Source organism: uncultured Fibrella sp. (genome assembly GCF_964250085.1).
Taxonomy (GTDB): Bacteria; Bacteroidota; Bacteroidia; order Cytophagales; family Spirosomataceae; genus Fibrella.
The window spans coordinates 64,186-88,215 of the sequence record NZ_CAXUEC010000002.1; the positions used below are offsets into that span (position 1 = coordinate 64,186).

23 protein-coding genes and 2 pseudogenes are annotated in these 24,030 nt (G+C 48.8%); 9 read left to right on the forward strand and 16 right to left on the reverse strand.

Translation table 11 applies throughout. The features are described from left to right. Positions 1 to 170: 170 nt before the first annotated feature. Positions 171 to 773, reverse strand: coding sequence for a hypothetical protein (locus tag ACFE8Q_RS05715; RefSeq protein WP_375444411.1), 603 nt, complete (start codon positions 771 to 773; stop codon positions 171 to 173). A gap of 112 nt (positions 774 to 885) precedes the next feature. Here ACFE8Q_RS05715 and ACFE8Q_RS05720 point away from each other — a divergent pair, with 112 nt between their 5' ends. After that, positions 886 to 1,500, forward strand: a complete 615-nt coding sequence (locus tag ACFE8Q_RS05720) for a hypothetical protein (protein ID WP_375444412.1) — start codon at positions 886 to 888, stop codon at positions 1,498 to 1,500. Positions 1,501 to 1,512: 12 nt separating this feature from the next. On the opposite strand, the gene ACFE8Q_RS05725 is transcribed toward ACFE8Q_RS05720, so the two are convergent. The 7 genes and pseudogenes from ACFE8Q_RS05725 to ACFE8Q_RS05755 all read right to left on the reverse strand — a co-directional run bounded on the left by ACFE8Q_RS05725 (position 1,513) and on the right by ACFE8Q_RS05755 (position 7,144). Continuing rightward, positions 1,513 to 1,785, reverse strand: coding sequence for a hypothetical protein (locus ACFE8Q_RS05725; protein ID WP_375444413.1), 273 nt, complete (start codon positions 1,783 to 1,785; stop codon positions 1,513 to 1,515). A gap of 2 nt (positions 1,786 to 1,787) precedes the next feature. Beyond that, positions 1,788 to 2,057: a helix-turn-helix domain-containing protein gene (locus tag ACFE8Q_RS05730; RefSeq protein WP_375444414.1), complete on the reverse strand. Its 270-nt coding sequence runs from the start codon at positions 2,055 to 2,057 to the stop codon at positions 1,788 to 1,790. 39 nt (positions 2,058 to 2,096) lie between these two features. Beyond that, complete coding sequence (locus ACFE8Q_RS05735; RefSeq protein WP_375444415.1) at positions 2,097 to 4,037, reverse strand: hypothetical protein; 1,941 nt, start codon at positions 4,035 to 4,037, stop codon at positions 2,097 to 2,099. 192 nt (positions 4,038 to 4,229) lie between these two features. Further along, positions 4,230 to 4,655, reverse strand: a pseudogene (locus ACFE8Q_RS05740) (tyrosine-type recombinase/integrase); the annotation flags it as partial. Positions 4,656 to 4,778: 123 nt separating this feature from the next. Then, the gene (locus ACFE8Q_RS05745; RefSeq protein ID WP_375444416.1) at positions 4,779 to 5,174 is read right to left on the reverse strand and encodes a phage integrase SAM-like domain-containing protein; all 396 of its coding nucleotides are present in this window, start codon (positions 5,172 to 5,174) and stop codon (positions 4,779 to 4,781) included. Between the two features lie 3 nt (positions 5,175 to 5,177). Further along, a pseudogene (locus tag ACFE8Q_RS05750) lies at positions 5,178 to 5,378 on the reverse strand (Arm DNA-binding domain-containing protein); the annotation flags it as partial. Between the two features lie 548 nt (positions 5,379 to 5,926). After that, positions 5,927 to 7,144: a phage integrase SAM-like domain-containing protein gene (locus ACFE8Q_RS05755; protein WP_375444417.1), complete on the reverse strand. Its 1,218-nt coding sequence runs from the start codon at positions 7,142 to 7,144 to the stop codon at positions 5,927 to 5,929. 1,306 nt (positions 7,145 to 8,450) lie between these two features. Here ACFE8Q_RS05755 and ACFE8Q_RS05760 point away from each other — a divergent pair. From ACFE8Q_RS05760 to ACFE8Q_RS05770, 3 genes are all read left to right on the forward strand, one after another. Continuing rightward, positions 8,451 to 8,732, forward strand: a complete 282-nt coding sequence (locus ACFE8Q_RS05760; protein ID WP_375444418.1) for a hypothetical protein — start codon at positions 8,451 to 8,453, stop codon at positions 8,730 to 8,732. 216 nt (positions 8,733 to 8,948) lie between these two features. Further along, the gene (locus ACFE8Q_RS05765; RefSeq protein WP_375444419.1) at positions 8,949 to 10,103 is read left to right on the forward strand and encodes a zinc-dependent alcohol dehydrogenase; all 1,155 of its coding nucleotides are present in this window, start codon (positions 8,949 to 8,951) and stop codon (positions 10,101 to 10,103) included. Between the two features lie 12 nt (positions 10,104 to 10,115). Then, the gene (locus tag ACFE8Q_RS05770) at positions 10,116 to 10,613 is read left to right on the forward strand and encodes a hypothetical protein (protein ID WP_375444420.1); all 498 of its coding nucleotides are present in this window, start codon (positions 10,116 to 10,118) and stop codon (positions 10,611 to 10,613) included. A 53-nt stretch (positions 10,614 to 10,666) separates the two neighbouring features. Here ACFE8Q_RS05770 and ACFE8Q_RS05775 read toward each other — a convergent pair whose 3' ends face one another. Together ACFE8Q_RS05775 and ACFE8Q_RS05780 are read right to left on the reverse strand one after the other, a co-directional pair. Then, complete coding sequence (locus ACFE8Q_RS05775; RefSeq protein WP_375444421.1) at positions 10,667 to 10,879, reverse strand: hypothetical protein; 213 nt, start codon at positions 10,877 to 10,879, stop codon at positions 10,667 to 10,669. 593 nt (positions 10,880 to 11,472) lie between these two features. Continuing rightward, positions 11,473 to 11,898: a hypothetical protein gene (locus ACFE8Q_RS05780; RefSeq protein ID WP_375444422.1), complete on the reverse strand. Its 426-nt coding sequence runs from the start codon at positions 11,896 to 11,898 to the stop codon at positions 11,473 to 11,475. Between the two features lie 843 nt (positions 11,899 to 12,741). On the opposite strand from ACFE8Q_RS05780, the gene ACFE8Q_RS05785 reads away from it, so the two are divergent. Both ACFE8Q_RS05785 and ACFE8Q_RS05790 read left to right on the forward strand, forming a co-directional pair. Then, positions 12,742 to 14,355: a SulP family inorganic anion transporter gene (locus ACFE8Q_RS05785; RefSeq protein WP_375444423.1), complete on the forward strand. Its 1,614-nt coding sequence runs from the start codon at positions 12,742 to 12,744 to the stop codon at positions 14,353 to 14,355. Next, a complete protein-coding gene (locus ACFE8Q_RS05790) occupies positions 14,309 to 14,983 on the forward strand; it encodes a carbonic anhydrase (protein ID WP_375444424.1) in 675 nt (224 codons plus the stop codon). The genes ACFE8Q_RS05785 and ACFE8Q_RS05790 overlap by 47 nt, the downstream gene beginning before the upstream one ends. A 48-nt stretch (positions 14,984 to 15,031) precedes the next feature. Here the strand turns inward: ACFE8Q_RS05790 and holA are convergent, their stop codons facing one another. Beyond that, positions 15,032 to 16,051, reverse strand: coding sequence for a DNA polymerase III subunit delta (gene holA, locus ACFE8Q_RS05795; RefSeq protein ID WP_375444425.1), 1,020 nt, complete (start codon positions 16,049 to 16,051; stop codon positions 15,032 to 15,034). A gap of 138 nt (positions 16,052 to 16,189) precedes the next feature. On the opposite strand from holA, the gene ACFE8Q_RS05800 reads away from it, so the two are divergent. From ACFE8Q_RS05800 to ACFE8Q_RS05810, 3 genes are read left to right on the forward strand one after another with little or no spacing between them, the layout of a single operon-like run. Continuing rightward, the gene (locus ACFE8Q_RS05800; protein WP_085413341.1) at positions 16,190 to 16,603 is read left to right on the forward strand and encodes an antitoxin Xre/MbcA/ParS toxin-binding domain-containing protein; all 414 of its coding nucleotides are present in this window, start codon (positions 16,190 to 16,192) and stop codon (positions 16,601 to 16,603) included. Between the two features lie 5 nt (positions 16,604 to 16,608). Continuing rightward, the gene (locus tag ACFE8Q_RS05805) at positions 16,609 to 17,055 is read left to right on the forward strand and encodes an RES family NAD+ phosphorylase (RefSeq protein WP_375444426.1); all 447 of its coding nucleotides are present in this window, start codon (positions 16,609 to 16,611) and stop codon (positions 17,053 to 17,055) included. Positions 17,056 to 17,097: 42 nt separating this feature from the next. After that, the gene (locus ACFE8Q_RS05810; protein WP_375444427.1) at positions 17,098 to 17,841 is read left to right on the forward strand and encodes a DUF6503 family protein; all 744 of its coding nucleotides are present in this window, start codon (positions 17,098 to 17,100) and stop codon (positions 17,839 to 17,841) included. A 54-nt stretch (positions 17,842 to 17,895) separates the two neighbouring features. Here ACFE8Q_RS05810 and ACFE8Q_RS05815 read toward each other — a convergent pair whose 3' ends face one another. The 5 genes from ACFE8Q_RS05815 to pelA all read right to left on the reverse strand — a co-directional run bounded on the left by ACFE8Q_RS05815 (position 17,896) and on the right by pelA (position 23,915). Beyond that, on the reverse strand, positions 17,896 to 19,827 hold the full coding sequence (locus ACFE8Q_RS05815; protein ID WP_375445138.1) for a glycoside hydrolase family 88 protein: 1,932 nt from the start codon (positions 19,825 to 19,827) through the stop codon (positions 17,896 to 17,898). 59 nt (positions 19,828 to 19,886) lie between these two features. Continuing rightward, the gene (locus ACFE8Q_RS05820; RefSeq protein ID WP_375444428.1) at positions 19,887 to 20,885 is read right to left on the reverse strand and encodes an alpha/beta hydrolase fold domain-containing protein; all 999 of its coding nucleotides are present in this window, start codon (positions 20,883 to 20,885) and stop codon (positions 19,887 to 19,889) included. Positions 20,886 to 20,978: 93 nt separating this feature from the next. Continuing rightward, positions 20,979 to 21,740 carry a rhamnogalacturonan acetylesterase gene (locus tag ACFE8Q_RS05825; RefSeq protein ID WP_375444429.1) on the reverse strand — a complete coding sequence of 254 codons (762 nt, stop codon included), beginning with the start codon at positions 21,738 to 21,740 and terminating at the stop codon, positions 20,979 to 20,981. 39 nt (positions 21,741 to 21,779) lie between these two features. Next, complete coding sequence (locus ACFE8Q_RS05830; protein ID WP_375444430.1) at positions 21,780 to 22,796, reverse strand: pectinesterase family protein; 1,017 nt, start codon at positions 22,794 to 22,796, stop codon at positions 21,780 to 21,782. A gap of 24 nt (positions 22,797 to 22,820) precedes the next feature. Beyond that, the gene (gene pelA / locus ACFE8Q_RS05835; RefSeq protein ID WP_375444431.1) at positions 22,821 to 23,915 is read right to left on the reverse strand and encodes a pectate lyase; all 1,095 of its coding nucleotides are present in this window, start codon (positions 23,913 to 23,915) and stop codon (positions 22,821 to 22,823) included. Between the last annotated feature and the right edge of the window lie 115 nt (positions 23,916 to 24,030).

Consider the following 24,030-nt stretch of genomic DNA (forward strand, 5'->3'; position numbering starts at 1 on the left):
TATTCTGTAGCGCAACACGCTACACTATTTGAGAGTTCATGTAAACGACAAATTGTGGGTTAAGAGGATAAATGCGGCAAGAGATCAACTCGATAAGGATGGGTAAAAGGGTCTATCAAATAATTTCACATAATCGGTATTAGGCGAATTTTATAGCATAGCAGGCACCGTTATGCCCAAAGAGGTGACTCATCAGCGGGCACTTGCCCTTGTGTAAGCAACACCTCGCGGTATTTGATAAGCGTCATTGCCCGAATATCAACCGGATCAATCGTGTCAGCGAGTTGAAACGTATCGTCGGCCATAATACCCCGCATCCATAATTCAGCGATCACTGAGTGTTCAAGTTGAGGCACGTATCCCAAAAACTGACTGAGACGATCTCTGACCACATACCCATAGGGTAAATAAGTATTCTCGTAGTTGCGGTAGATGGCCTCGTCATAGGTCTGACACGTGTTGTATTTCATATCCTCGTTGCGGATCAGTTTGATATGATCTTCGATCTGATCCAAGAAGTCTTCCTGCTCGATTGCCCCTTGCCAATGCTGATGAATCAAAGCCCGCAAATAGGCCTCAAATGGCATAAGAACGCTTTCCATCGGCAGGTAGCCCAAATGAATCTTGATCAGGCCGTGGGCTGTATCTTTAAGCTCAGGGAATGCGGTCGCATGAACAAGCAGATCATTCCATTTTACGCTGCCGACACGACCTTCTTCAACGTCGTCATTCGAAAGAACCTGAGCGTGTTGCGCATCGCTACTGAAGCTCACGCCCGTTAGTGTTTGCTGCCAACTCATTTTTACACTCCCTGTACGAAACGCATCAAGCTTATGTCTATATTAGCATAAGCGTACTGAGCATCAACTAAAAACAATCGAGGAGATGAGCCAGAATGATGATACAAAATCACGTTTTCCGGAAGGTTACGAACATACCGAAGCGCGTTTAGCGGAAACCACAGAGCGCATCCAGGCACTGGATGAGCAGATCAAGAACATGCGTCAGGATCGGGGGCCGGATTTAACCCTGAGCCCGCCCGGCTTTTTGAGGTCACGTCAGCCAGGGTCGCGGGATCAGGCTGTGAGCTTCGCACAACAGCAAATAGATACGCTTAAAACTGATACGCTGGCAAAAACAGAACAGGATACGCGGAATAGCGATAACAAAGCTGGTCGGGTTGTCCGTGACACTGTCCGCGAGAGTCTCTTTCCCAATCCGTTTCGCGGTATGAGCAAAGAGGAGTTGGCACAAGAACAAACTGCTCCCAAAGACATCGAGAAATTACAGAATTACATGGATGCCAAACTCATTCTCGCTGTGACTAAGCGTGAAGAGGTATCCAAAGAGACATTACCCACGCCCGACAAAAAAGAGCAGGATGGCATGTCGATGTCGGCCCGTTTCTCAATGTCACTAGGCTACACAAAAGCGACCGAAAAAACGGAGAAAACACCTGAGCCGATGCGTAACCGTAAGACTGATAAAGAACGTGACTAACGGATTTGGGTATTAATCTTTGTCGGGTTCCCTATCGCGGTCTTTTCCCTTTGAGGGGTTGATATCACCTTTTTGCGGACGGTCTCCAGTCAGCCAGGCCGGTAGACGCTCACGGGTCATTTCAGCCTGATGTTGTTCTCGTCCCGCCTTGAAGCCAGCCAACCGGACGAAATCACTGTCGATATTCGCTAATCGCTCAGCCAGTTCCGGCATGTGTTTGGCGATGGTATAGCCCTCATTGAAGCCCTTCACATAGTCGGGCTCTATTTTTTCTTGCTCGTCCATCGTTAAAATGTGTTGCGGGCGTTTCGTTCCAGATAGGCGTTAATTGAATCGCGGTCATAGAGAATGATTTTCTTTTGCGGCTGTGAAAAGCGGATCTTCCCCTCGTCGCGTAGTTTTTGCAGCGTAGTTTTCGATTTAACATTCAGAAGGTGCATAGCTTCTTCATCAGAGACCCACTTGTCGTTGGCCGGCCCATACTGTTCACGTAGCCGAACCACGACTTCATCAATTAGGGCATAGAATGCAGCATCCTCTAGACATATGACTTGCATAACACAGGATGAAAGAGCTAGAACGATGTTGAAAGATTGTTATCGCTTATCACGTAAGATAATTACCTTAAATGGATTCCATCGCAGTCGCCTAGGGATTTTAATTACTTCAATCTCATAATTGTGGCTTTTAGCGATACTGCTAAACTCTTCCGTAGATAAGAAATTAATCATTTCCGGATTTCTCTCAAAGAAATTTTCAACTTCGTTGTTTGGTAAGTTTTTCCTCATCCACTTTTTCCAATCTTCGTAATCTTGCCTCTTTTTATCTCCGTCAAAGAAAACGTCTGCGAAAATGACACTTCCAGATTGAGCTAGATGACCATACATCCTGCTTGAAAGCATTTCATTTATCTTAATTCTCGAATTGTCGTGTTCTAATATATCGTGTAATACAAGTGATCCACAAATTACGTTGTATGGTTTATTGGCTATCGTGATTGGGTCTAAAGCATCCCAGGCTGCACCTTCTAAAAAAGAATTGTGGTAACGGTCATATAATTCGAATCCCAAGTTTTCACGCAGACTATTTATCCATCGGCGTTGAGCTGGATCTACTCCCATGTATTGAATAATATTGTCCTGCATGATATGCATTGGTTGATTAATTGTATCAATCCAATTTAGCAGTTTACCAGTTAAGGCGCCGTCACCGTACCCAATCTCTAAAACCTTAAGTTTGGTATCACTTTCACGAAGTATCTTGAGAATTTCTACTTGAGTAACGTTTGAGCAATGCTCAATTAGTCCATTATATTGTGGTATCCAGCACATGATGTGCTCTTTATAAAGATCAAAATACTCAGATGGTCTGTCTTGAACTTCCTGACTATATTCCTCCTTCCAAGCTCCGATTTGCTTCTTTTCAATGTAAGCTTTTTTTAGTGAGAGATAGTCTCTACCCCGCTCAATTCTCAGAGCATCTTGTTTAAGTTCGGAGTAAACACTTTTCATGTCTTCGAAAATATTCCTGTCTTTTCGGATTTTTAGAAGTTTTCTCCCATTTTGCAAAACATAATAGCCAACTAGATCTGGCTCAATTAACAAAAAATTCCAACTGATGGTGTCGGGGAGGAATCTCTGAATCAGTGAAATTTCGGGAGCTGAGCTAACGTAAAGATTATATTCTTTTGCTTGGCTCGCGAGAATTTTATACTGCTTATCTAGTAAATAATCGTCATGTAAATCACTCCATTTTAAGAGAAAAATGCGCTCTGAAACTCTTGTATTGAGAGGGTCTGGGTTGTCTAGCCAAAAAGGCTCGAAATCCAAATCAGCAACAGCTACTATTTTATCGCCTTCACGACTAAAATAAGATAGACATGATTGGTAATAATCTGAGTCAATCTCAAATGAGTCTCTTCCACCATCTTTTAAGTCTTTAACAATCCGATCGAACCAGCCAGCTAAAAGGCCAATAATTGGGTGTGAATGATTGTGAAGTTTACCAATCTCTGCAACTTCAAGCCTCAGCTCTTGCTGACTTCTAACTAACTGTATTTTTTTTGAAGAAAGCTCATGCTTTTTAAGTTTAGTGAGCATTTCTCCAACTTCATTTTTAAATTTAGACCACCCTTCTGAATCATCTATTTTACTAGGGTATTTAAAATATTCTTTGTCCCCTAAATCAGATGCCATTCTTCTTTTTTGAATACCCAAAAATTCGCGATGCTCTCTAAGTTTTTCGTCAGTCAATATATTGTCGTTCACGAATAATAGATAAGGTTTGCCGGAAGCTTCAGCATACCCTATCTCGTACATGACATTTGGTATCTGTAATGTACCCTCTACAAATAGGATATCTGATCTACGAATGTCTTCTTCAACCTTTTCCTTGATACTACCGATATCACGGTCAGTCATAGGGTCAACTGGTACACAGTCATTATCAATGATTACACCCTTTATCTCTCCAATGAATTTCTTGATAAGTTCAGATTGACCTTTTTCTGAATAAGAAACAAATACTTTTGGTTGCATGGATACGTGTGGAAGTTAGAGCAGGTAAATTAAGCGTTTTGTGTCATCTTCCCAAAAGCGAATTAGATCTATCTAAACTTATATTCTGGTAGATTTGAAAGTATAAACATTTATTTATGTGCATTTATACAACAGGATCGTAGGTAAAGTACCTATAGTAGAAAGTCATGTATACAATCTGTCTACATTAGTTTATTTATTGTTCAACACTTTATCTAGTGATTCATCAGCCTGCTGTGTCGTAAAGTTAGACTGATAGCCCATTGTTGTGATAATGCTGCTATGCCGGTAAAGCTTTTGCAATATCTGCAAGGGAATTTTATCTCCTGCAACCTGCGCGAAGGAATGACGGGCTAAATGCATGGTCAGCTTTTTGTCGATCTCCGCTGCTGGCGCAACATAATTTTTAAGGCATTTATCAATCGCACTTGTTCTGAACGCAATTGTCCTAGATGCAATAAACTGGTTGCTAAAGTCTACCTCTTTCAACTCCGGTAAAATCAAATCATCCTTATTGCGTTTGAATGCCTGATACTGCTCAATAATCAGAGCAGCCTTCTCGGGTGTCTTGAGTGAGCCTCCTTTATTATTCTTGCCCATCTCATAATAAAGACGGTCATTCTGAAAATCGCTCTACCGGATACGGAGTACATCACTGATCCGCATTCGAGCGAAGTAGTATGAGAACAGCGGGCATGATGGGGTACACCATCAAGTGCTACGGTTTCAAGGCGTAGGATTTCATCGAGGCTGAGGCCAACCTTGGATGTATCGGGAAACTTGATTTTCATCTTGCCCTTGCCAAAGGGGTAGAACTTTTTGATCAACGATGCCTTCTTTGATGGCATGGCTGAATACCGAACGCATCATGACAAGGTGATTGACAGCAGACCGTTCGGATAGGTTGAGCTTGTTTTTCACGTAAGCATGAAACCGTTCAAGGATTGATACCGTGATATCAGGAAACCCAATATCTTCCTTGATAAACTCTTTGAAATGCTTGACCCGTGGTTTATCGGCTGTGTACTGATTATACTTTCCGGCTTCTTTCAACCGCTGAAGGTAAAGGTCAGCCTGCGCGTTGAAAGTCGAGCCAGCGGATGGTTTGATGCGCTGTTTGACTGCATGGGAGGACACATGCGATTTCTGGGATTCCAGCTCAAGCGAGAGGTCATTGGCATCAGCCAGCTTCTTCAGGAGGAAGTTATTGAGCCATTTTGAATTGGGATGTGATTTTTTGACGCGATGCGCATCCTCGTCCCAATCATCATCTTTTACGCTGTAGTCTAAATAAATGTAAGAGGATTTACGGTTCTTGGTGATCCGTATGGCGAGCGGAAACGTGCCGTCCTGTTTCTACTCCTTACGTAATATAATTTTGACAGTCGCCATGCTACTACGACAATCCTACAACAAGTGGTGGTTTGACCCGGAATCTTGTGCTTCTATGTGATGACTAAAGTACTCATAATCAGTTACATGAGACCACATGAAACCAATTATTTAAGGACTGAAAATCCTTATGTTATTGGTACATTCCCGATCAATTTATTCTGAAGTATAAATTGACCAATAACGCACAGTCGTCTTAGGGATGAGGAAAGGATACAACGGCATGCATAAGTTTTAAAATTGTTCTTAAACCCTTGTGCAAATAAAAAAGCACTTACAAGTTTTATCTCGTAAGTGCTTGATTTTCAGTGTGGTAATTGAGGGATCCGAATCCCCGACCCTCTGCTTGTAAGATGGGCATATCATCAGGATTCAAATCAGAAAAAACTGTTCCCATTCCCTATCCGGAACCTTATGACCTGCATCAAAATAAGGTTTTAACAAACGCTTTTCAAATTGGAAAATCCAGTAAAAGCGAACTTAAATAATAATGATCTCTACTCCATCATCAGAACCGCGTCTAGCGCATCGTCAACAGTCTTGTTGATAAAACTACTCTGGTAGCCAATTGTGGTGGTGACACTGGAATGACGATACAGTTCTTGCAGTTTCTGGATGGGTATCCTGTCTCCCGAAATATTGCCAAATGTATGTCGTGCAATGTGCATCGTCAATGGCTTGCTGATCTCAGCACGTTTGGCTACTTCCTCTAAGGCTGCATTGAGCCGTTTCACGGCATAGGAAATTTTGCGTTGAACGTTATAGGTATCGCCAAAATCATCCAAGACTTTTAACTCGGGAAATATCAGATCATGTTTCTTCGGGTGATCCTGATACTGGCTAAGAATGCTGAGGACCTTGTCTGGCGTTTTCAGCGAACCCGCTTTTTTATTCTTGCCCATTGTATAATGCAGCCGGTCGTCTTGAAAATCGGCCCATTTTAATCGTAAGACGTCTGATACACGCATCCCGGCAAAATAAAAAGCAATAAGCCAGATATTACGCGCATGGTTGTGATAGGCATTATCCGACAAATCAAGCGTTTCTACGGCCTTAACCTCCTTTGGCACCAGGCCGAGTTTGATTGAATCTGGAAATTTGATGCCAATCTTCCCTTTGCCAAACGGGTAATGTTTCCGGTCCACAACATTGCCTGCAATCGCCTGATTATAGACGGTGCGGATGAGTATCAGGTGATTGATGATAGTGCGCTCACTGATTTTTCGTTCACTTTTCAGATAGGCACGAAAGCGGTTGAGCAAGGGAACGTCGATCTCCGGGAAGGTAATATCCCCTTCATCCAAGAACGATCTAAAGTGCTTGATTCGGGCCTCTTCCGTTAATACCCGGTTATATTTTCCCTCTTTACGCATGTTATCAATGTAGGCACTAGCCTGCGCAAAAAAGGAACCGTTTTGTTTGGGTTTGATCTGCTTGCGAATGGCACCAACCGACGTGTCCTTTTGCTGAACTTGCAGTTCGATCAGCTTATCGCTGAGTTCCGATTTCTTTTTCTCGATGAGGTTGTTCAACCGGGTTGAATTGGGATGGCTCTTTTTGACCTTATGCTCTTTGGCATCCCACTGGTTCTCAGCCACACTATAACCTAAATAAGTATAGGTTGACTTACGGTCTTTGGTAATGCGAATGGCGATGGGGAAAGTGCCATCTTGATTTTGTTTCTTACGCAAGACAATCTTGATTGAAGAAGCCATTGTATGACGCTAGTTTAAAGAGCTGACCCAAAATTTTGCTGGTACAACAATTCACTGGGTACAACATAGGTACAACAAACAGCGATTTGATCTGGTTTCTGATGGTTTTATAAATTCATAAATTGTTGACTATTAGACATATAAAAACATATAAGACCATATAAAACCAAATAGAGTAGGATTCATAACCCTAAGGTCGGCAGTTCGATCCTGCTCCCCGCTACACTGATAATCAGACCGTTACGACTAAAATTCGTAACGGTCTTTTTGTTAGCACACAACTCCGGTATCGGCTAAACTAAATAAGATGGCTGGTTTATACGTCGGTTGACGCCGCATTTATCATCTTTCTTCAACAACACGCTGTCCGTTCATCTCTCCTAGTCATTGCTGGCTATATCAGGAAATAAACAGGCTCCCAGGTATGGAAATACCAGCTTGATTTACAGCTTTTTATCAATCCGATTGGGCGCATTATTGCCTGTTTTGGTAGAAGAGACGACAGTACATGAACTGGATATACCTCAATCAGTTACAGCCCTCAGTAATCAATAAACACATAACGCCCCTGAAGGAAGTGTCCTTCAGGGGCGTTATGATACTGTACTGGTCTTAAGTAGTTGGATGAATATGGTTAAAAGCCGGGTGCTTTTGACGCCGGTTTCTTAGTCTACTTTTCAGGTACATAAATAACTGTTTAAACCAGACATTGTTTTTGGTAACGTACCGAATTAGAATCCGCCATACCAGAAGCATTAATAAAGTAGGCCCAACTCTCGGCACCGGTCAACAAACAGGAATATATTATGTGGATGCGCTGGCTTGTCTTCCATGTAGTAACGTACCTGGCCCGTATTCAACGTAAAAAGTATCTCCCAACCAGAGCCGTCGCTGAGCAGAATGTACTGGTTACTTTCTGGTAAATAACGATCTACATTCAGCAGTTGGCCAGATGTTAGGCCGTTCGTTACTAAGACACTTATCTCTCTCAATTGATTGTGGCTCAAGCACATGTTTTCATGAAGATAAACCAGGCCCCTATTACACGTGGTGACTTCTAGTTAGACATGAACCGATTAATCATGCTACATAAAACCGCATTAGTTTACCTATATACGTCACTAATAATTGGCTATTGCCTGAGAAACAGGAACCAACGAGCAACATTTAGCCTACCTTTAGTAATCAAGTTCTACACACCACGGCTGGTTGACTTACTTACCAGCCGCTCCGTTTATTCCTGAATCAGCAGCCTGTGACAGCCCACAATCTACCTGATGATCAAATAGCCCATATAGCGCAACAAGTGCGCAGCGCTTTTGAGAATGCCAAACTGGGTAAGCCCCTGCCCCCAACCGACACCAGGCGCTTCAAACTGTACTACAGCCTGAGTACCCAACTGGTAAGCTTTGAATTGAGTGAAACCGAGGGAGAGAACTGGCTGGAAGAATACCATTACAACCAGTTTAACGATGTAGTCGTCGGTTTCTTCAGCCAGCAGGAGATTGAACTGCTGGACGAGGCCGCGTACGCTCAGCATATACAAGCCCACTTACGGGCGGCAGGAGCCTCAGTTCCTAATCAGTAACTGGAGCAGCTTAGCTACTGGCATTCTTGGTCGACCAGGCATGCAGTCACAACGTACCTGGCTACCGGTAGACGGTCGGTAACCAGCCTGGATGCCTGTACCATAGCCTTACTTTTCCAGAGCGAATTGGCGCTGATCTTTTGATTCAGGTTTGTTACTGAAAGCAACACAGGCCTGTGTTGCCGATAGCCCCTAACAATCAAGCTGATTAGCCTTATGCTAGCTATGAACTATCGTGGCCCCCGACGGGTCCGCATCGATCAAAAGCCCATGCCCACAATCAAGCATCCCGAGGATGCCATTGTCCGGGTGACCCGTTCCTGCATCTGTGGGTCCGACCTGCATTTGTATAACGGCAATGTGCCGGATACGCGCGTGGGCATGACTTTCGGCCACGAATTCATCGGAGTAATCGAAGAGATTGGGCCGGAAGTACACAAAGTTAAAGTGGGCGATACGGTGATCGTGCCCTTCAACATTGCCTGTGGTAAGTGTCATTTTTGCCAACAAGGCTTATTCGGCAATTGCCACGAGTCCAACCCGGAAGCAACAGCCGTAGGTGGGTTCTATGGATACGCCCACATCGCCGGGGGATACGACGGGGGGCAGGCCGAGTTTGTTCGGGTGCCGTATGCCAATGTGGGGCCAACCGTTATTCCTCAAGGTATGGACCCCGATGATGCCGTGTTGCTGACCGATGTGGTGCCCACCGGCTACCAGGCCGCCGAGATGGCCGGTATTCAGCCCGGCGACACAGTGGTTGTTTTCGGGGCAGGGCCGGTGGGTATTATGGCCGCCCGGTGCTCCTGGCTCTTCGGGGCAGGCCGGGTCATCGTCTTCGACCAGTACGAATACCGGCTTGAGTTCGTCCGAAATTATGCCCCCTGCGAAGCGTACAACTTTACAGAAATTGACGATCCGGTTGTGTTCATCAAAAAAGCTACCGACTGGATGGGTGCCGATGTTTGTATCGACGCCGTTGGTGCCGAAGCAGCGGGCAGTGCCCTGCAAACGATTACCGGCCGGAAAACGCTGCTACAGGCTGGTTCAGCTACTGCATTGCACTGGGCAATCAACTCGGTCAAAAAAGGGGGAATCGTGTCTATTGTGGGCGTATATGGCCCAACAGACAACCTGGTACCGATTGGTAATGTGCTAAACAAAGGGCTGACCATCCGTGGTAATCAGGCATCGGTGAAGCGCCACCTGCCCCGGCTCATCGAACACGTGCAGAACGGTATCCTTAATCCGAAGGCACTTATCACCCATCGGATACCGCTGGAAGAAGTAGCCGAAGGGTATAACATATTCGCCAATAAGCTCGACAACTGCATTAAACCCGTACTTATTCCTCCCTCTGCTCGCCAGTGAAGCCGATCAACTATGGAAACGACACAAAAGAAAGCCAACGACTACGCCCATATTCCGGGCTGGGGAATCGATGCAAACCCAAAAAACGATCCGACGTACCCGATGAAAGATCGTACAGATGCCGAACAACGGGGCTACACCTGGGAACGGCCAACCCAGCAACCGATCGACATCGAAGTACTGCAATCCATTGAGCGGCCCAATGTAAGTGCCGTATTTGGTACGTCTACGCCACCTTCCGGTTTGAGTGGAGCCATCCGCCGGTATGCCTTCAGGTATAGTGAATCATCCTATGCCCACTGGCTCCCGCTTCTACTTGCTGATCGGGTCAACGTGGTCGAAGGTATCCTGGACGACCTGAAGCAAGGCCGCGTGCCTAATATTTTTGCCGAAAAGGGTATGAAAGCTGATTGGAAATACGACCGCAAAGGGCTGATTCAGAAGGCGCTAATTGGGGCGGGTATCGTCACGGCGGTTGTTTTGCTGCTGCGTAGAAACGAGAAAGAATAACGTACCTGGCCAGCGGGCATACTTCCCAATCCAGGTATGCCTGCTGGTCTTGTTCATGCTTTCCGCCGTTTGAGCCACCTCGTCTTCACCATCTTGACCCGTCGCCCTAGCCGATCAAGAAATCCGTACCTATACGCATCTTCCTGCCGGTCAAGATCAACCAAATCTGACCGAACAGTAGTACGACGTTTAGCCCAAACGTACCCGGCATAGCCCAGTCCAATTAGCATTGCCAGGATCAGAAGCATAATTGTAGTCGTTTCCATTCGTCGTCTGTCTGTTGTTGATTTCCTGCCTATCTAACAAACTCAGGCGTTACTTGTCCTGCAAAACGTACGCTTTCTTACCTAAACGACTGCACCACAACACCTCCAGTCGGCCTTCAGTGGTCTATAATCAATTATAATTTGATTTTATGGCACTTAATTGATCAAAAAGCACTGGACTATTTATACTTAATTTCCTCATTATCAATAGAATATATCAACTTTAACGATCACTCCATAAGATGAACATATTGCCAGTTTCAGACACTGGCATGTCATTTGCACTTCACTCGCGATCCAACTATAAGTAAATGAATACGCGAGACATAACTACTTTTAGCTCGATTGAACGGGCGATTCTTCTGTCTGTACGAGATTCGCCAGGCAGTATTGTCGACATTAGCCAACGGACAAAACTAGACGAGGAGACAATCAGACGAGCGGTGCGCTTTCTTCTTTACCAGCACTATCTGATTCAGGAATACACCGAGGCGGCAGAACTTCTTTATCCCAGTTCACCAATGATGGAGGAATTAAGAAAGTATCTTGTAGTCGACAAGTAAGCCTTCGCCCGGATAGTAATACCCAACTAGCTACGTAGCGAAGCCAAAGAGTAGACCAGCAACCAGACTAAGACATAGAACCATGAAGCTAGCCATGAAGATGAGAGAAGATCGGTCTTCCTTCTTCAGCGTATAATACGCTCGGCGAATCCCCATTTGAGTAAATAGATGGGCGCGTTCCTTCTCCAGAAGGCGGGCAGCTTCATTCCGATCGTCCAGCTCTACAGCTTTATAAAAAGCAGTTTTCCAGCGCTTCTCATGGTCAAACTTTTGCTGACGGTTCCGAAGTCTTTCTTTGAGTACCCATTTTGCCGGATACCACTCATAGGCACACGTAATACACGTCACCTGAATGCTACGGTTATGGTATAACCCGGCCAGTGAATCAATGCCACCAGTAAACACAATGTCTTCTACCCGCTGTCGGCCTTCGATTCGTATTATCTTGCCAGACAACTGATAAGATCGACATTTGGGGCATTGTACACCTGTGCTCACAGAATAAATGGCTGCTTATGTGGTCAGTAAAACCAACGTCGCTCCTGTCAAGCGAAGAAAGCTTATAAACAATCTATCTTTATGTGTCTACATCAAAGACCGTTCCAAAACTAATTTTTCCGTATGTTTTATTATATACCATTTGTAGTATAACTACTATACACTGGCACGGAATATGTGGCATATATAGCTAGTTAACTTTGCTTAAAAAATCCGTTTTTCTGGTAGCCTGTAATTCAGCAAAGTAATTTTACGTTATCATATAAACCTTAAACGTTATGTATGAACTAGTAGCTTTCGCCGCATTTGCGGTCTTGATCCTATGGATGATGAGACCGCTACTTAACACCGACAACAACGCATAACCAAGTATTTTTGGAACAATCAGACTTCGTGTGACCTAAAAAAAATCGATATGCCTGGCATCTAAACCGGGTAAATCCAACGTATGTACGAAAACAGTTACGTCTTAATTGACGTTACGGGAAAGGTTAAACCAATGAAATAAAGAAAGCCCCGATTCCATGATCCGGGGCTTTTTTGTGCCCAAATTCATATCAATTACATATATAAAGAGTAAGATATAACGCCCGCACAAAGAAATGTGCATATAGCCAGATTAACATTGCGCCTAATTTTTAACGCCTCATTTTGGCGAAGAGACGTACCTGAGGTCTGATCAAATCAGATTTTATCAGTTAAAAGCCGATTGGCTTTAACCTTATTTTAATAATGGATTACTTCGCTTAATTTGCTCACCCAAATGAAGGGTCGACTCCCACCTTACTCGACAGGTTACTTATGCAATTGGTCAATCCACTAAAAACGCTGAGGCGCTATACGCTGTCAACACTTCAGTATGATCTGCCAGCCGGTATCTCTGTCTTTCTGGTTGCCTTGCCACTGTGTCTGGGCATTGCCCTGGCGTCTGGGGCGCCCTTATTCTCGGGGCTTGTTGCAGGCATCATCGGCGGTATGGTTGTGGGGGCGCTATCGGGTTCTGAACTAAGCGTAAGCGGGCCGGCAGCAGGCCTGGCTGTCATCGTGGCCGATTCGATTATCAGGCTGGGTTCATTCGAAGCCTTTCTGGTAGCGGTTATTCTGGCGGGAATCTTCCAACTGGGCCTTGGCCTGCTAAAAGCCGGGCGTTTCAGCAGCTTATTTCCCGATAGTGTCATCAAGGGCATGCTGGTCGGAATTGGCATCGTTATTATACTCAAGCAAATTCCGCACGCCCTGGGCCGCGATAATGACTACGAAGGCGAGTTTGAATTCAGTCAACTGGCGGATGGCGAAAACACGATTTCCGAAATTTACCGCGCTATCGTTACGGCTAGTCCCGGAGCGGTGCTGATCAGTATTATCTCGATCATCGTGCTCATATTCTGGGAACGCAACGCCGGACGAGGCATGAAGTTTTTCAAAAACCTGCCCGCTGCGCTGACGGTTGTTTTCATCGGGGTAGCACTCAATCAACTGTACTTACTATACTATCCCGACTGGTATCTGGGCGACAACAACGCGCATATGGTCAGGATTCCGGTGTTTAAAGTCGGGCAGAAGGTAACGGCTGTATTCAGTTTTCCAGACTTCGCTATTCTCACCAACCCGGCCGTATACACCGTAGCTGCTACGGTTGGCCTGGTTGCCAGTCTGGAGACCCTGCTGAATCTTGAAGCGGCCGACCGGCTCGACCCGCTTAGACGAACATCATCACCCAATCAGGAGTTGATAGCACAAGGTATTGGCAACCTGACGTCGGGCATGCTTGGAGGCCTGCCGATCACATCGGTGGTCGTGCGCACGTCGGCCAACGTGTTTGGCGGGGGTAGAACACGAGTGTCGGCCATGACGCACGGCGTGCTGCTGCTAAGTGCAGTAGCCCTGGCCGGGTCGGTGCTCAACTACATTCCCCTGTCCTGCCTGGCCGCACTGCTGATGACTGTGGGCTACAAACTGGCTAAGCCATCACTCTTTATGAGCATCTACCGCGATGGCATGAATCAGTTTGTTCCCTTCATTGTCACGGTGATTGGGATTGTCTTCACCGATCTGCTCATCGGGATTTCGGTCGGTACAGTAATTGGGTTATTATACGTGCTTTACACCAATTCGCAATCCACTTTCCGGGTGGTTCGGGATGGCAATAAAGTCCTCATCAAGTTTCAGAAAGACATTTACTTTTTGAGTAAACCACAGTTAAAAGAGACGCTTCGAGGCCTGAAACAGGGAGATATCGTGTATGTCGATGGCCGTCAGGCAAGTTTTATCGACCATGATATCGTAAATATGCTGACCGATTTCACGGAGACAGCCAGTATGCAGGGAATTCATTACGAATTAAACGAAGTATTTTTAAAACAGAATTATGCCAAAGACCATACAAGCTTACGAGAAGCTATTACTGGCGAATAAAGCCTGGGTTCAGGAACAGTTAGAGTCCGACAATTCATATTTCAGCACCCTGGCAGAGGGGCAAAAACCTAAATTTCTCTGGATTGGCTGTGCCGACAGCCGCGTACCGGCCGAAAGTATTACGGGGGCAAAACCAGGTGAGATTTTTGTACACCGCAACATCGCCAATATGGTCGTTCATACCGACATGAACCTCCAGAGCGTGTTGCAATACGCGGTAGAAGTACTGAAAGTAGAACACATTATTGTCTGTGGCCATTATGGTTGCGGGGGTGTCAAGGCAGCCATGACGCAGGATGATCTGGGCCTGATTAACAAATGGTTACAAAATATCCGGGACGTTTACGCGCTCAATGAAGCGGAGATCAATGCCATCGACACGGAGGATGGCCGTAGCAATCGGCTGGTTGAACTAAACGTGGTAGCACAGGTCATGAATATTGTTCGTACGGCAGTTGTTCAGTTGGCCTGGCGCAACGACCAGCGCCCCCTCGTTCATGGCTGGGTATTCGGGCTGAACACAGGACTGATAACCGAACTGATCAATATTGATCATACCTACGAACTGCCGCCCATATTCCGCTACAATTTCCCCAGACCCACCGCTGATAAGATCGGGCATCTCTAACAATACCAAGTGGCTGCAACAACCCGTGGTCTGCTGTGAATCAGCAACTTAGTGCAATACAGTAAACACCAGTTCGCGAAGAATATCGCCCTCGGAGAGGGTCGGCGTGTCAATTCCTTTCGATTGCGCGTCGGCCCGACGAATGGCGTGAATAATATCCGCTACTTTGACCAGCGGATAGGCGCGGGCAGCCGACAGGTAATCTTTAACGAAAAATGGGTTCACACCCAGCGCCGACGCCAGCCCGCGCTCGCTTTGGTCTTTGCTCGCCTGCACCAGCAACACCCGGCTGAAATACTGGTATAACTGCGCCAGCACCACCACGGCGGGGTTGTCTTTGGCATTACGCCCAAAGTAATCGACAATGCGGTTGGCCTTCACCACATCGCGCTGCGCCAGCGCTTTCTGGAGTTCAAAAACGTTGTATTCCTTACTGATGCCAACCAGTCGCTCGACGGTAGTGGCCGAAATCTCCTCGTCGACGCGCAGGTTGAGCAGCATTTTATCCACTTCGCTCGCCATCCGTTTCAGGTCATTCCCGATAGATTCAACGAGCATCTGGCAGGCCTTGGGGCTGATCTTCACGCCCCGCCCCCGGCAGTAATCACCCACCCAATCCACGAGTTTGTTTTCGTACAGCTTTTTCACCCCCAGCAATACACCCTTGCTGGCAAAGGCTTTCACCCAGCCCTTTCGTTCGTCGAGCGGTTCCTGATGGAAAATGGCTAGAACGGTGCTGCCCAGCGGTTCCATCGCATAGCTTTCCAGCAATTGCTGCCCCGATTTGTCCTTAATACCAACCAGTTGCTGCGCCTCTTTCACCAGCACCAGTTGCCGGTCGGCCATGAACGGATAACGGCGGGCATTATTCAGCACCGTCCCTATATCGGCATCTTTTCCGAAGAGTACAAACTGGTTGAAGCCCCGCTCGGCCACCGGTACAACCACTTTCTCCAGTTCGTCGGCAATGCGGTCGAGGTAAAACGGCTCGTCGCCGTGGATGAGGTAAACGGGTGCAATTCGCTTGTTGCGAATGTCTTTGAGAAGCGTATCTACTGAAGCTGACAAAAGCAGAAATCGTTAGTGGTAACCAATTGGTATCAGGCTACAAAGGTACGATCTGCACGATCTTTACTTTTGTCTTTTTTTTTGGGACAAACTTCCCTATTTTCACGTTGTGGCTATAACACAATGACTACTAAGGCAATGCGTAAATCAGTTTTCGGGCGTTACGAACCGCTCATTCGCGACAAAATTTCGATCGTTCTGTCGTCGCGCCGGGGGGTCGATGCCGTACTGTTTTTCGATCTGGCTGAGTTGTCGGGCTATAAGCGGGAGGAGATCGCTCCGTTGTTCGACACCTCACTGAAAACCATGTTGCGGTATAAAGAAACCAAGCGTAAACTAAGCCCCACCACCGGTGAACTGGCCCTGAAAATGCTGGCGCTCTTTCAACATGGGGAAGCCATTTTCGGGAGTATTGCCGAGTTCAGAAGCTGGCTCGACGCACCCGCCTATGGCCTGGCCAATCAACGACCGTTCGATCTGATGCAAACATCTGGCGGCATTGACCTGATCGACGATGAGCTAACGCGGATCGAATTTGGTGCCCTGGCCTGATCTGAATGGAGATTTACCGCATCACACTGGCGAAATGGGCCAATAGCCTGGTTGCCTCAGGCCGGGCCGCCCGCTGGAACTCCGCCGACCGATTCATGATCTACACCGCCTCATCGAGGGCCTTGGCGTGCCTCGAAAACGTGGTACACCGAACAGGGCGCGGTCTTCAGGCCGACTTCCGTACCATCTGCATCAACGTACCCGACATGCTACCGATCCAGACCATCGAGCTGGGTACGTTACCACCCAACTGGGACGATTACGAGCAGTATAGCTATTGCCAGCAGCAGGGCGATGCCTGGCTCGTAGCGCGCAAATCGGCCATTTTACGGGTGCCGTCGGCCATTGTGCCTGCCGAATACAATTACCTGCTGAATCCACAGCACCCCGATTTCGCGTTTATTGAAATCACCGCCGTTGAACCGTTCCGCTTCGACAGCCGGATTAAATGAGTGATCTTTCATTGCGCTTCCTACCTTTTTTCTATTTCATCTATGCCTGTTCACGCAACTCGTTATCTACTCGTTGCAGTGCTGACTCTGCTGCTGTTTGGCGCCTGCAAGCCAACCAAAAACGCCCAAACTATTATTGATGAAGCCATTGAGGCGCACGGGGGCGATGCCTGGCAGAACAAGCGCATCGAATTCGATTTTCGGCAGTTTCACCTGACGCTTAAACAACAGGGCGGCCGCTTCACCTACGAACGTACCCACAGTGACTCGGCCGGTGTGCGCATCCGCGAGGTGCTGACCAACGATTCGTTTGCCCGCTTTCTGAACAACAAGCCTCAAACGCTGGACACCGCCCAGATCGGTAAATACAGCCGGGCAGTCAACTCAGTGGCCTATTTTGTCCTGTTGCCATTCAAACTACGCGACCCCGCCGTACTGGCCGAGTATGTCGGCGAGAGTCAGATTGGCGGGCAACGTTACGATAAGGTTCAGGTACGTTTCAAGGCCGACGGTGGCGGCAAAGACCACGGCGACACGTTCGTTTACTGGTTCAATCAGCAAACGCACACGATGGACTACCTGGCCTACAGCGAAGGTGGCCCCCGTTTCCGCAAAGCCATCAACCCGCAAACCGTGGGCGGCATTCGCTTTCAGGATTACATCAACTACAAAGGCGACGATAAAGACACAACCTCGGTAGGTACGTATGACAAACGTTACGAAGCCAACCAGTTACCCGAACTGTCCCGCATCGAGCAGAAAAACATCCGGGTAACGCCACTGTAACACGGACTTCAGTCCGTTTCTGTAGAGACAAAAACGGACTGAAGTCCGTGTTACCTACTTCTTCCCACTCAACAACCAGCCAGCCAGCTCTTTCGCTGCTTTGTAGTTTTCGTACTGGGCCGGAATCCGGCGGCCATCTACGTATTCGTTGTAGAGCCAGGGATCGCCCACCGCAAAGACGGTTCCTTTGCCGACCTTGGCCGTCGCCATGATCACGTTCCCTGCGTTCGACACCACGGCTCTGGCAGGACCAGACACGGCGATAGGCGACAGTTCTTTGATGTAAACCGAGCGGGTTTCGGGAAACAGCGACGTACCTGCCGGAATGTTGACCAGGCCCTGCTCCCATTTGGTCCCCTGCACCATGTTGATATTGGCGGGCAAAAACTGCATACCGAACTGAGCCGCCAACTGATTAAAATGCCGATGTTCGCAGTTGGCCGTGTCATTCGCCATCAACACCAGCGTTCCGCCCGCTTTCACCCAATCGGCAATGGCTTTGCTGTCGGCTTCACTGACGAAATTTGGCTTCGCTGTTTCTTTCTGCGTATCCGGGTCAACGATAATGTAGACGTCTACCCCTTTCAAATTTGCGGCGGTTGGCGCGGCCGCAATGGTCGTTGTTTTGGCCCCCAGGTTGCGGAAAGCCGTTCCCCACCAGTAAAAACCGGAGTGCATTTTATCGTCCCAGAGGTAGTGAAAAGGCTCCTGCTCGCCCAATGCACCCTTGCGAAACTCATGGTTGAAGTAGTTATCGACCGCCACCGTTTTGCCTTTTCCGAGGCTGTTTTCCTGGGCAATCTCCATTTCCACGCTGGCCATGATGAAGGGGCCAACGCCCTTCAGATCGTCCTGCCGAAGCTTTTCGCTCAGGTAATACTCGTAGCTACCGTCGCGGTATGGCGTACCGCCGAGGCCGCTGACAAGCACCGTTTTTTCGAGGTGAATCAGGCCTTTCTCGTCGGTCGATATGAATTGCTTCAGCATGCCGTCGTAGCCTTTCCGGGCCGGCACCATCATCGACGCAGGCAGGTAGCCCATGCGTACACCCTTGGCAAGTGCGTAGACGAACATGCCCGTACCCGACGCTTCGAGGTAGTTTCCCTTATCACCGAGGCGATTAGTCACCTGATACCAGCAGCCCGAGGCGGGGTCCTGGAATTTTACAATGGCGGGCATCGTGCGGTTCAGAATGGCGATCAGTTCGGCCCGGCGTGGGTACGTCGGCGGCATGTAATCCAATACATCAACGAGGGCCATCGCGTACCAACCCATTGCCCGGCTCCAGAAATTGGGCGACTGACCCGTTTCTTTATTGGCCCACTTCTGCTCGCGACTTTCATCCCAACCGTGATAGAGCAAGCCCGTTTTCGGGTCACGGCCGTGCGCCTCCATCCAGACAAACTGATTCACGATGTCGTTGAAATCGCGTTCTTCATTGGCCCCGCCATACAACCGGGTGTATTCGGCGTAGAACGGCTCGGCCATGTACAGCCCATCGAGCCACATCTGGTTGGGGTAAATCTTCTTATGCCAGAAGCCGCCTTCCTTCGTCCGCGGATGCTCGGCTAGTTGCTGCCTGAGCATGTCGGCCGCTTTTTTGTACTTTTCTTTACCCGGTAAGGTTTGCTGCGCCAGCAGCAGCAACGACCGGCCCGGCGTGATGTAGTCGATGTTGAAGTTGCTCTTTTTGTAGGTACGTATATCCCCATCGGCAGACACGTACCTGTCCATATTTTTCTGGATGTAATTGAAATACCGATCATCGGACGTGCGGTACCAGACCTGTTTGGTGGCCTCCAGAATAACGCCCATTTCATACTCCCAGCGAGCGTCTTTCCCTTCTTTCACATAGGCCAGCGAATCGGGGTTGTTGGTCATGATCGTGGCCAGCATACGCTGCGACCAGGGTTGTGGCTGCTTGGACTGGGCCAGTACAAACTGGCTGACAAACAGCAAACTAACTAAAAGGCGGGTTTTAAGCATCATTGTATACGTAGTGGAAAAAGAAAGAAAATAGCGTCAGTTTGCCGAATCCGGGCGGATCAGCTTTTTGCTTTTAATACCTTGTTCAAAAAGGTAATGGTGTAGGCCATCGTCGGTTCGAACCAGGGATGAAACAGGCAAAATACGTGCGGCGCGTCGGGGAATGTGTGTACCTCCGAATAAATACCTCGGGCGGTTAGCTCCCGGCGCAGGTCGTCGCGTCCGGCATGCATACGATCTACCGAACTGTTGATGAACAGGATTGGCGCGGTTTGTTGCTTCGCATACGTCAGCGCCGACGCTTCGTGCCATAAGGCCAGCGTCTGCGCTTTCGGACCACCAAACCAGTACGTCGCCGCCGATGTCGATTTGCTATCATCGCCCTCGCCTGACTCAGGATGATCGAAGGCGAGCAGCCCATCCATGTCCACAACTGCCTGCACTGCCGTGGAATGGCGCTGATTACAGTCGGTTCCTTCCAGCGCAGGTACGTTGCCCGAAGCACCCAGCAACGCCGCGAGTTGCCCGCCCGCCGAAAAACCAAGCGTCGCTATTCGATTGGTGTCAATGGCGTACTGACGGGCATTGGCACGCAGCCACCGAATGGCCGCTTTCAGGTCATGCACGGCCGCCGGATACTGCGCCTCCGTAGATAGCCGATATTCGGCCGTTACGGCAACGTACCCAGCCGCGGCCAACTGCTGCGCCATCGGAACATGCTGCGACCGGTCGCCCGAACGCCACCCGCCACCGTGAATAAGCAACACGGCTGGCCGTAGCTGACGACTGGTTGTTTTTGTAGGATAAAACGCGTCCAGATGCAATTCGCGGCCATTCTGTCGGCAATAGACAAGGTCCATTCTGGCCGTTACACCGGCAGGCAGCGTTGTGGAAACGAAGCGGACATCGGGAAATCTACCTTTTATTTTCTGGTACGAACCCCAGGTCGTAAACGAGGTATCCCGCTTACCGGTCAGGCCGTTCACCGACTGAGAAAAAGCAGTTGTTCCACAGCAGCAGAGGCTCACTAACCAGAACAGACGACTCAACTTTCTCATTGATAATGACTGGTTTTATGCGTTTGTAAGTAGTCGCTTAATGTCTCAGATTTCCTTCCGTTTTACCCCCAACCCGAGACTACATTAAGCTAATCACTTTACGTCTTTCTTCACAATCCGGTCGGCCAGTTCGAGTTTTAGCGACTTGATAGTGGCCAGCACCAGTTGCGCCACCTTACGGGCTCCGAGTTCGTTGAAATGCGTGTTGTCTACTTTGCCTTCAGGGTAATTCGGATGTTCACCGGGTTCAACCTGGAGGTAAAGTAGCTTCGAATTTTCGACGCCAAAACGTTGCAACAATTCCTGACTTTGCCTATCTAAGTCGATAAGTGGTGTTTTGTACTCATTGGCCACCGCCCGCACCAGTTCAGAATAGACCGCGTGGGTCTCCTGCACCTTACCCGCCTCGTCGAACTGGCGGCGGGCAACGGGCGTCAGCAAGATGGGAATCGCCTTTCTGGCCCGGCTTTCGGTAATGAATCGAATCAGGTTGGTCCGGTAGTCGGCCTCTGTGGTGTAGGTCTTCTTTGTTTTCACCTCATCGTTATGGCCGAACTGAATAAACACGTAGTCGCCTTCGTGCAGTTGATCGGCCACGGGTTGCCACCGGTTTTCTTCGATGAACGATCTCGTGCTCCGTCCATTCATCGCGCGGTTATCGACCGTTACGCTTTCGTCGAAAAACGTGGCGAAGGGCATGCCCCAGCCCGTTTCTGGGTAAGCCTTCACCTGCTTGATCGACATCGTAGAATCGCCGATCAGGTAGACCGTAATGTGGCCGGGTAAGGGGGTAAACGCCACCAATATCAGTAGGCAAAGCGCGGCGCAGAACCGGGAAAGAGGGTGATGGATCATGGCTGTTTCAATTAACGTAAACGGTGATTGGTGCTTTCGTCAGAAGGCAACTTTCGTGGTTTTCAGATTTGGTTTCCAGTTATCGGTTCCAGCCAGAATAACACCGGGTTTGTACGAACTAACCTCATCGCGGCTCAACTGCTTCGACCACGCCACGCGCTGACTGGCATCGCCGCCCGGCCCCGACGACCTGTATTCGGCATATAACGTCGTTTTCTCGGCGTTGGGCTTATCCCAGTTATGCCAGCCTTCGGGCCGGATGTGTTCGCCCAACTGGCAGTTGATGAAGGCCGTTTTAGCGAAATCGCGCCAGGGTCGGCCCAGGTACGTGCTGGCTTTGGGCGCGTCACTGGTCAAGGTGCACTCCAGAAAGACATACCCAAACGGCTTGCCCTCAGGCGTGGAGGCAGCCGTGATATACGACCCGTTTTTCTTGCTGAATATCGTGCAGTGATCGAACACCGCCGTGGCTGAGCCGAAAATGAAGTCGACCGTGCCTTCGATGTAGCAATCCCTGTAATACTGCCGCCCATACTGGCCGGGCATCCCGGTGTAGAGCGTATCCTGATTGCCCAGAAAACGGCAGTTGACGAACACCGCCCGGTCGCCGGTAACGAACGCAGCTACGGCCTGCCCTACACGCCCGGCGGTGTTTTCGAAGGTTATGTTTTCGGCCCGGAAGTCGTTGCCGAAGATGTAGAAAGACCCCGATGTCGAGGTACGGAGTTTAGTGCCATCGGGCATGGTTTTTCCCGAAAAATCATCATAGGTGAGCACGGTAGTCGATTTGTCTTCGCCAATGATGGTCACCATATGCTGCGTCGAATCGAGCCGGAGCTTTTCCTTATACGTGCCTTTCTTGATGAGAATCAATATTCGGTTGCTATTGTTGGCGGGCACCGTATTGAGCGCAGCCTGGACCGTGGAGAAGTCGCCGCTGCCATCCTGCGCCACCGTGATCCGCTGCTTCTGGGCCAGCAACGTACCTGGCAACAATGCCAGACAAAACCACAGTTTCAGAACTAATACATCTACTACTCTACAACTGTTGAACATGGTTGATTGGCCGCTTCGTCTCACTTATTTCATCCATTTAGCCTGCCAGGCCGGATAGTCGCTGGCGATGAGTTTGGCGGGCCAGGTGCCGTACCAGCCGTACCCCACCCGACGTTCGTTTTCGATCTGATCGAGGCTGTATTTCTTTACCCCATCACGCCCGCAAAAGAACGGTTTGTTGGTGTCAAGTTCGTAGAAACGCGCCCACTTAACGGCGCCCGGCTCCTGAACCACCACAACATCCTTCCCTGATTTCTGGCTCGCGTCCTGAATCGTTTTTGTATTGATACCCGTCAACTTCACCGAATCGAGCCAGGTCACCGCCGCCTGGATTGCCTGCTTGACCCGGTCAGACGGGTTTGGTATCGTCATCAGGAACTCGGTGATGCCCACACTTTCGCTCCCGCTGAGCGAAGCCAGTTCAAAGGCGCGGGCGTTTGCTGGCTGTAGGGTAATGCGGTCGTGCTGAGCGCACCAGGCCGTTCGTTTTCCGTGCTGGATATACTGTGAATTCAGAATGCACTCAATGCCTTTGTCAACGGCCTGCTGGGCTTTGGGGGCCAGCGATTTATCCAGCAGCGCAAAGGAGTTTGCCTTTTCGGCGGTTCGCTTCATCACCCACATCACATCGATCATCGCGTTGTCATTATAGGTGATCTGTTTGCGATACGAACTCGAATCGGGGTAAAACTGTCCCCAGCCGCCTTTCGCATTCTGTGCCTGAAGCAGGTACGTTATGCCCTGCTCGGCCGCCTTTCGGTAGGCTTCATTCCGGGTTTTGCCGTATGCCTCAACCAGGTAGTTGATCTCGCGCGTGGTTGCCTTGTCGTCGATCGTCGTGTCGAGCTTGTCTTTGTCGGCCAGCAGCTTTTTCGTCTGCACCGGTGTCAGCACAAGCTCATACTTGATGGCGTTACCGCCCGGTTGCGGCCAGCCGCCGTTATTGCGTTGATACAGCAGCATCCGCTCGGCGGTTGAGTCAACAATTACCTCGGCAAGCTGCGCTTGTGCGGCAGGTAAAGCCACCGATTTACAGGCAGCTAAGGTAACGCCCATCACCGCATTGACTAGCGGAAGGCTGGCCATTACGAATACTGTCAGGCCTGCTTTGTAGCGCATAGAAGAGAGTTGTAGGTGAGTGTATTTATCCGGCTATTCGATGGGAAAGCAGCACGTCGGTTACGAGGGAAGCTTGGCTTCCCAGGCTTCGCGAGTCGTGCCCTTCGACTAGGCG

Bases quoted from the DNA above. Each gene is read 5' to 3' on its own strand.
- ACFE8Q_RS05720 (WP_375444412.1), top strand. From the start codon at position 886: ATGAGCCAGAATGATGATACAAAATCACGTTTTCCGGAAGGTTACGAA.
- ACFE8Q_RS05725 (WP_375444413.1), bottom strand. From the start codon at position 1,785: ATGGACGAGCAAGAAAAAATAGAGCCCGACTATGTGAAGGGCTTCAAT.
- ACFE8Q_RS05730 (WP_375444414.1), bottom strand. From the start codon at position 2,057: ATGCAAGTCATATGTCTAGAGGATGCTGCATTCTATGCCCTAATTGAT.
- ACFE8Q_RS05735 (WP_375444415.1), bottom strand. From the start codon at position 4,037: ATGCAACCAAAAGTATTTGTTTCTTATTCAGAAAAAGGTCAATCTGAA.
- ACFE8Q_RS05755 (WP_375444417.1), bottom strand. From the start codon at position 7,144: ATGGCTTCTTCAATCAAGATTGTCTTGCGTAAGAAACAAAATCAAGAT.
- ACFE8Q_RS05765 (WP_375444419.1), top strand. From the start codon at position 8,949: ATGCTAGCTATGAACTATCGTGGCCCCCGACGGGTCCGCATCGATCAA.
- ACFE8Q_RS05770 (WP_375444420.1), top strand. From the start codon at position 10,116: ATGGAAACGACACAAAAGAAAGCCAACGACTACGCCCATATTCCGGGC.
- ACFE8Q_RS05775 (WP_375444421.1), bottom strand. From the start codon at position 10,879: ATGGAAACGACTACAATTATGCTTCTGATCCTGGCAATGCTAATTGGA.
- ACFE8Q_RS05785 (WP_375444423.1), top strand. From the start codon at position 12,742: ATGCAATTGGTCAATCCACTAAAAACGCTGAGGCGCTATACGCTGTCA.
- ACFE8Q_RS05790 (WP_375444424.1), top strand. From the start codon at position 14,309: ATGCCAAAGACCATACAAGCTTACGAGAAGCTATTACTGGCGAATAAA.
- ACFE8Q_RS05800 (WP_085413341.1), top strand. From the start codon at position 16,190: ATGCGTAAATCAGTTTTCGGGCGTTACGAACCGCTCATTCGCGACAAA.
- ACFE8Q_RS05805 (WP_375444426.1), top strand. From the start codon at position 16,609: ATGGAGATTTACCGCATCACACTGGCGAAATGGGCCAATAGCCTGGTT.
- ACFE8Q_RS05810 (WP_375444427.1), top strand. From the start codon at position 17,098: ATGCCTGTTCACGCAACTCGTTATCTACTCGTTGCAGTGCTGACTCTG.
- ACFE8Q_RS05815 (WP_375445138.1), bottom strand. From the start codon at position 19,827: ATGCTTAAAACCCGCCTTTTAGTTAGTTTGCTGTTTGTCAGCCAGTTT.
- ACFE8Q_RS05820 (WP_375444428.1), bottom strand. From the start codon at position 20,885: ATGAGAAAGTTGAGTCGTCTGTTCTGGTTAGTGAGCCTCTGCTGCTGT.
- ACFE8Q_RS05825 (WP_375444429.1), bottom strand. From the start codon at position 21,740: ATGATCCATCACCCTCTTTCCCGGTTCTGCGCCGCGCTTTGCCTACTG.
- ACFE8Q_RS05830 (WP_375444430.1), bottom strand. From the start codon at position 22,796: ATGTTCAACAGTTGTAGAGTAGTAGATGTATTAGTTCTGAAACTGTGG.
- pelA (WP_375444431.1), bottom strand. From the start codon at position 23,915: ATGCGCTACAAAGCAGGCCTGACAGTATTCGTAATGGCCAGCCTTCCG.